The 6,792-nt window shown below is 64.8% G+C and carries 5 protein-coding genes and 1 pseudogene; 3 read left to right on the top strand and 3 right to left on the bottom strand.

The window, feature by feature from the left end; translation table 11 throughout:
• Positions 1 to 277 (bottom strand): annotated as a pseudogene (locus tag NKH99_RS13455) (ferritin-like domain-containing protein); the annotation flags it as partial.
• 270 nt (positions 278 to 547) lie between these two features.
• Entirely contained in the window at positions 548 to 1,456 is a 909-nt protein-coding gene (locus tag NKH99_RS13450) for a hydrogen peroxide-inducible genes activator (protein WP_352680873.1), read from the bottom strand.
• 147 nt (positions 1,457 to 1,603) lie between these two features.
• Between NKH99_RS13450 and katG the strand changes: the two genes are divergently transcribed.
• The gene (gene katG / locus NKH99_RS13445) at positions 1,604 to 3,802 is read left to right on the top strand and encodes a catalase/peroxidase HPI (RefSeq protein ID WP_353014379.1); all 2,199 of its coding nucleotides are present in this window, start codon (positions 1,604 to 1,606) and stop codon (positions 3,800 to 3,802) included.
• A gap of 79 nt (positions 3,803 to 3,881) precedes the next feature.
• Here katG and NKH99_RS13440 read toward each other — a convergent pair whose 3' ends face one another.
• Entirely contained in the window at positions 3,882 to 4,559 is a 678-nt protein-coding gene (locus tag NKH99_RS13440; RefSeq protein WP_352851363.1) for an MIP/aquaporin family protein, read from the bottom strand.
• A gap of 344 nt (positions 4,560 to 4,903) precedes the next feature.
• Here NKH99_RS13440 and NKH99_RS13435 point away from each other — a divergent pair, with 344 nt between their 5' ends.
• On the top strand, positions 4,904 to 6,193 hold the full coding sequence (locus NKH99_RS13435) for an RsmB/NOP family class I SAM-dependent RNA methyltransferase (RefSeq protein ID WP_353014378.1): 1,290 nt from the start codon (positions 4,904 to 4,906) through the stop codon (positions 6,191 to 6,193).
• 125 nt (positions 6,194 to 6,318) lie between these two features.
• A complete protein-coding gene (locus NKH99_RS13430) occupies positions 6,319 to 6,777 on the top strand; it encodes a PaaI family thioesterase (protein WP_023677140.1) in 459 nt (152 codons plus the stop codon).
• Positions 6,778 to 6,792: the final 15 nt, after the last annotated feature.

Here is a 6,792-nt window from a genome sequence, read left to right as displayed (position 1 = left end):
GCGGGTGTCTCGAAGGACACTTTCTTTCCGCCGACGACATCGCCGGGTTTCGAACCGGCATCGGCGGCGTCGATGCCTTTCCCGGGGTGCCGCGAAGGTAGTATTCGGCCTCCATGTATTCCAGGTTGAGCGCAAAACGGAAGATGTCTTCATCCTGCACTTCCTCCTTGGCATAGGCGCGCGAAACCGGCGCCAGGCCGGTCGCGGCGGCGACTCCCAGCCCAAGTTGCAATGCGCGGCGACGGGAAAGGTGGAGTGAAGGGATGGCACGTATCATGGCTTCCTCCCAAAAGCCCGCCGGTATCATCTGTTGGCGTCCGATCGCGGGCCACGCGCCCAACTCCGCCATAGGCGAAATGTTCCTGAAGAAGATCGGACTTTGCAGGATTCGTGCTCAGGATCGACCGGCTGCGGGTACAGTTTGTCCACATGGATCTGACGACGAAATACATGGTTCCCCAAGCACTTTAAAACCCGAGCACTTCGAGATTATCGTATACCCACACGCAACGGGTCAGCGCGGATCGCGATCGGCCTCTTGAAGGCCTCAAGCCGCCAGCACCGCCGCGTCCAGCCCGCGGATGATCTTCGCCAGTTCGACGCATTCGTCGTGGCGCACCTTGTTGCGCCGCCACGCGAGGCAGATCGTGCGCTGCGGCATCGGTTCCTGGAACGGCACGATCTTCAAATCGGGGATAGTGCTGGCCGGCCCGGCCGCCATTTCCGGGATGAGCGTGACGCCGAGCCCGTGCGCCACCATCTGTAAGAGCGTCGTCAGGCTGGTCGCGCCATAGCTTGCCATCGCCACCGGCCGCACGTTGCCGCAGACGGCGAGCGCCTGTTCGCGCAGGCAATGGCCTTCCTCGAGCAGCATCAGCCGCTCCAGCGCCGGGCTCTCCGGTGGCACCGGCGGCGAGGCGAAGGCGGGATCGCCGGCCGGCACGGCCAGGAAGAACCGGTCGGAGAAAAGTTCCTCGGTAACCAGGCCTGGGTAATCGAGAGGCAGCGCCGCGACGAAGGCGTCGAGCTTACCCGAACTGGTGTCCTCGACCAGCGAGGCGGTCACGGCTTCGCGCAGTTCCAGCTGCAAGGCCGGGAAATGCCGTTTCAGCTCCGGCAGCACATGCGGCAAGAGATAGGGCGCGACCGTCGGGATGATGCCGAGCCGGAAGCGGCCTTCCAGCGCCGGGCGGCCGCGCCGGGCCGTCGCCTCGACGTCACGGACGTCGGCAAGAATGCGCTCGATGCGCGGCAGCAGGGCCACGGCCTCGTCGGTCATCCGCACCACCTTGCCGCCGCGCTCGAACAGACGGCAATTCAGCCGCAGCTCCATCTCGGCGATCTGCGAAGACAGCGCCGGCTGGCTGACGCCGGCGAGTTTTGCGGCACGGCCGAAATGCAGCGTCTGCGCCAGCGCCTCGAAATAATGCATCTGCCGGACGGTCAAACCGATCATAAGGAAAACCTATCAGAATAAACAGCAAAGGCAATTTGTCTTTATCGGCTGGGCGGGCTAGTCTGGAACCATTCCAGGATGGCGCGGCCGCCGGCCCTGCCCGGAAAATCAACAAAATCCCGAAAAATCAACAAATCGGAGGCAAAGATGGACGCGAAAACCGACGACAACAGCGCCGGCAAATGCCCGGTCCCACATGGATCGGCCAGGAGGAGCAACCGTGACTGGTGGCCGAACCAGCTTGACCTTGGCGTCCTCCATCAGCAGTCCAGCCTGTCGGACCCGATGGACGAGGACTTCGACTACGCCAAGGAATTCAAGAGCCTCGATCTCGATGCGGTGATCAGGGACCTGCACAAGGTGATGACCGATTCGCAGGATTGGTGGCCGGCCGATTTCGGCCATTACGGCCCGCTCTTCATCCGCATGGCCTGGCACAGCGCCGGTACCTATCGCATCGGCGACGGCCGTGGCGGCGCCGGCGCCGGCCAGCAGCGTTTCGCGCCGCTCAACAGCTGGCCGGACAATGCCAATCTCGACAAGGCGCGCCGGCTGCTGTGGCCGGTCAAGCAGAAATACGGCAGGAAGATCTCCTGGGCCGACCTGTTGATCCTCACCGGCAACGTCGCGCTGGAATCGATGGGCTTCAAGACCTTCGGCTTCGCCGGCGGCCGCGCCGATGTCTGGGAGCCGGAGCAGGACGTCGACTGGGGATCGGAAACCAAGTGGCTCGCCGACGAGCGCTATTCCGGCGACCGCGAACTTCAGGGCCATCTCGGCGCCGTGCAGATGGGGCTGATCTACGTCAACCCGGAAGGGCCGAACGGCACGCCCGATCCATTGGCCGCGGCGCGCGATATCCGCGAAACCTTCGCCCGCATGGCCATGAACGATGAGGAAACCGTGGCGCTCATCGCCGGCGGCCATACCTTCGGCAAGACCCATGGAGCCGGCGATGCATCGCTCGTCGGCCCGGAGCCGGAAGGCGCCGGCATCGAGGCGCAGGGCCTCGGCTGGTCGAGCAAGCATGCCACCGGCATTGCCGGCGACGCCATCACCTCGGGCCTCGAGGTGACCTGGACCACGACGCCGACCAAATGGAGCAACAACTTCTTCGACAATCTGCTCAACTACGAATGGGAGCTGACCAAGAGCCCGGCCGGCGCCCATCAGTGGACGCCGAAGGGCGGCGCCGGTGCAGGCACCGTGCCGGACGCGCACGATCCCTCGAAGCGCCGCGCGCCGGCGATGCTGACCACCGACCTCGCGCTACGCGTCGACCCGGCCTACGAGAAGATCTCGCGGCGCTTCCATCAGAATCCTGATCAGTTCGCCGATGCCTTCGCCCGCGCCTGGTTCAAGCTGACGCATCGCGACATGGGTCCGGCCGTCCGCTATCTCGGCCCGCTCGTGCCGAAGGAAGAGCTGATCTGGCAGGACCCGATACCGGCAATCGACCACGAGCTGGTCAGCGAGCAGGACATCGCCTCGCTGAAGGCGAAGATCCTGGCCGCCGGCCTGTCCGTTTCAGAACTGGTTTCGACCGCCTGGGCCTCGGCCTCGACTTTCCGCGGCTCCGACAAGCGCGGCGGCGCCAACGGCGCACGCATCCGCCTGGCGCCGCAAAAGGATTGGGAGGTCAACCAGCCGGCGCAACTGGCCAAGGTGCTCGAGACACTCGAAGGCATCCAGAAGGGCTTCAATAACTCGCAGTCCGGCGGCAAGAAGGTCTCGCTTGCCGACCTGATCGTGCTTGGCGGCGTCGCCGCGATCGAGAAGGCGGCCAAGGACGGCGGCCATGACGTGGGGGTGCCGTTCACGCCGGGCCGCATGGACGCCTCGCAGGAACAGACCGATGTCCAGTCCTTCGCCGCGCTCGAGCCGAAAGTCGATGGCTTCCGCAATTATGTCAGGGGCAAGCCGCCGATGTCGGTCGAGGCGATGCTGGTCGACCGGGCGCAGCTGCTGACCTTGACGGCGCCGGAGATGACGGTGCTCGTCGGCGGGTTGCGGGTGCTCGGCGCCAACACCGGTCAGTCGAAGCACGGGGTGTTCACCGACAGGCCGGGCACGTTGACCAACGATTTCTTCGTCAACCTGCTCTCCATAAACACGGTTTGGGATCCGGCCGCCGGTTCCGATGAAGTCTACGAAGCGCGCGACCGCAAGACCAGGGCAGTCAAGTGGACCGGCACCCGCGCCGACCTGATCTTCGGCTCGCACGCGCAATTGCGTGCGCTGGCCGAGGTCTACGGGTCGGCGGACGCCGGGCGGAAGTTCGTCAGGGATTTCGTCGCCGCCTGGACCAAGGTGATGAACGCCGACCGTTTCGACCTCGCGGCCTGATCCGGGCATACGAATTTCTCGACGCAACGAAAAAGGCGCGGGCCTCGACCCGCGCCTTTTTCATGAAGCCTTCGAAAAGTCAGTCTTTCTCGAAGATACCGGCCTTGGCGACCACGCCGGCGATGGCGCCGCCGATCAGCGGCGCGACGATGAACAGCCAGAGCTGGCTGATCGCCGCAGCTCCCGAAAACAGCGCCGGTCCGATGGAACGAGCCGGGTTGAGCGATGTGCCGGTCACCGGAATGATGGCGAAGTGCAGTCCGGCCAGCGTCAGGCCGATGACCAGGCCGGCGAAGGCCGTCGTGTGCTTGGCGTTGGTGACGCCGAGGATCACCGTGACGAAGGTGAAGGTGCCGATCAGCTCCCACAGGAAGGCCGAGCTGACGCCCCATTTCGTCACGTCCCAGCCATTGGCGCCGAAGCCGCCGGTGTGGCCGCCGACCTGTCCGGAGACGATGATCCACAGCGCCAGCGACGCGATGATGGCGCCGATGACCTGCGCGATCCAATAGGGAATGACGTCCCTGGCCGGCATCCGCCCGGCGAGGAACACACCGAGCGTCACCGCCGGATTGAGGTGCGCGCCCGAAATCGGGCCGATCGCGTAAGCGGCCGCTATCAGGCCGATGCCGAACGCCAGACCGATACCTTCCTGGCCGAGCGGCAGCGCGCCGCCGAAGCCGCCCGTCACCACCGAAGCCGTGCCGATGAACACCAATAGAAACGTGCCTAGAACTTCCGCCAGATAAGTTTTCATTGCCCTCTCCTCGTATCGACCCGCGGCTCCGCTTTTTCTGCGACGCGAATCACCGCGCAAAGAGTATTCGCAACCGGAAAACTTGCAAAGCAGAGCAGTTTCGCAAGCCGCTATGCTTGTGAGCGCCGGACACGCACATTAGAGACTTATAATATATTGATCGAATTGTTCGTTCCGCATGCCGGCGCCCGCCTGGTGGCCGCGGCTCGCGATGCATCAATCCACATTCGTCACCCCTCGGCATGGATCGTCTCGCCGTCGGCGAAACAGAACTGTTTCAATCAGGGCACGAAAAGCTCTAAGAGCAGGGCCGGAATTAATTTACTGAGTAATGGAAGACGACAATGAGACTGGGCGGGCGGCTGGCGGCAGCCATTGAAGTGCTTGACGACATTGGCCGGCGCCACCGGCCGGTGGCCGATGCGCTGAAGGACTGGGGCCTGTCGCACCGCTTCGCCGGTGGCGGCGACCGCGCCGCGATCGGCAACATCGTCTATGACGCGCTGCGTCGCAAACGCTCCGCCGGTTGGCTGTTGGGCGAAGACACGCCGCGCGCCATCGGCTTCGGCGCGCTGCTGCTCGAATGGGGCCAGACGGCGCAGTCGCTGAACGAGGCGCTCGAGGGCGACAAGTTCGCGCCGCCGCTGCTTACCGCCGACGAATTGAAAATGCTCGGCGGTCGCCGGCTTGCCGATGCGCCGCCGGCCGTCAGGGCAGACATCCCAGACTGGTGCATGCCGCTGTTCGAGCGGGCGTTCGGCACGGCCTGGGTGGAAGAGGGGGCCGCGCTGGCGACGCGCCCGCCGCTCGACCTCAGGGTCAACACGCTGAAGGCCGATCGCGGCAAGGTGCTGGCGGAACTGGCGGAGACCGGCGCCAAGCCTGCGCGGATCGCGCCGCACGGCATCCGCATCCCGCCGATCGAAGGCGACGGCAGGCACCCGAACGTGCAGGCCGAGCCGGCCTTCCAGAAAGGCTGGTTCGAGGTTCAGGACGAGGGTTCGCAGATTGCGGCCGAACTGGCCGGCGCCGAACCTGGAATGCAGGTGCTCGATTTTTGCGCCGGCGCCGGCGGCAAGACGCTGGCGCTGTCCGCGGCGATGGACAATCGCGGCCAGATCTTCGCCCACGATGCCGAGAAGGCACGGCTGGCGCCGATCTTCGACCGCATCCGCCGTTCGGAAAACCGCAACGTGCAGATCGTCACCAAGCCGGCCGAACTGGCGCCGCTCGGCAAGCACATGGATATCGTCCTGATCGATGCGCCCTGCACCGGCAGCGGCACGTGGCGGCGCCGGCCGGACGCCAAATGGCGGTTGACGCAAAGACAGCTCGACGCCCGCAAGGGCGAGCAGGAGACGATCCTCGATGCCGCCAGGGACTTCGTCAAACCCGGCGGCCTGCTGGTCTATATAACCTGTTCGGTGTTCGACGAGGAGAATGGCGACCAGGTTTCGGCGTTCCGGGACCGCCATCCCGATTTTGTCCCGGTCGATCACCGCCAGCTTTGGGACAGCCGTTTTGCGGGCCACGAAGCGGCAATGCGCATTGGCGCTGCGGGCGGCATTTCGCTGTCGCCATTGCTGAGCGGCACCGACGGCTTTTACTTCTGCGCGCTGCGGCGGGCCGGCTGAATCGTTGCCATCGATACAGGGCTAAGCCAAATGCTGCAGTGCAGCATTTGCGATTGCCTGCCGCCCACCCCTCTGCGATAAATGCCTTTGCAATAAGATTTGCCGAGAAACGAAGGGCGACGGCCATGGCAGCAAAGATCGTTCCTGCTCCCGATTATGAGGACCGCGTCAGGACGTCCTTCGCGCGCCAGAACGCGATGATGACGATTGGCGCCGAGCTGACGCTGGTGACGCCCGGCATCATCGAGATCGAAATGCCCTATTCTGCGGCGCTGACGCAGCAGCACGGCTTTCTCCATGCCGGCGTCATTTCGACGGCTCTCGACTCGGCCTGCGGCTATGCGGCATTCTCGCTGATGCCGGAAAATTCCGGCGTGCTGACCATCGAGTTCAAGGTCAATCTGCTGGCGCCCGGCAGGGGCGAGCGCTTCCTGTTCCGCGGCTCGGTGACCAAGCCCGGCCGCACCATCATCGTCGCCGATGGACAAGCCTATGCGTTCGCCGTCGACGGCGAGGCCAAGCTGATCGCCACGATGACCGGAACGATGATGACAGTGCTCGGCCGCGACGGAATCGAGGGCTGAGGAGCGGGTAGGGAG

The organism is Mesorhizobium sp. M0854, assembly GCF_040319815.1.
GTDB lineage: Bacteria > Pseudomonadota > Alphaproteobacteria > Rhizobiales > Rhizobiaceae > Mesorhizobium.
This window is presented reverse-complemented; position numbering and strand designations above follow the sequence as displayed.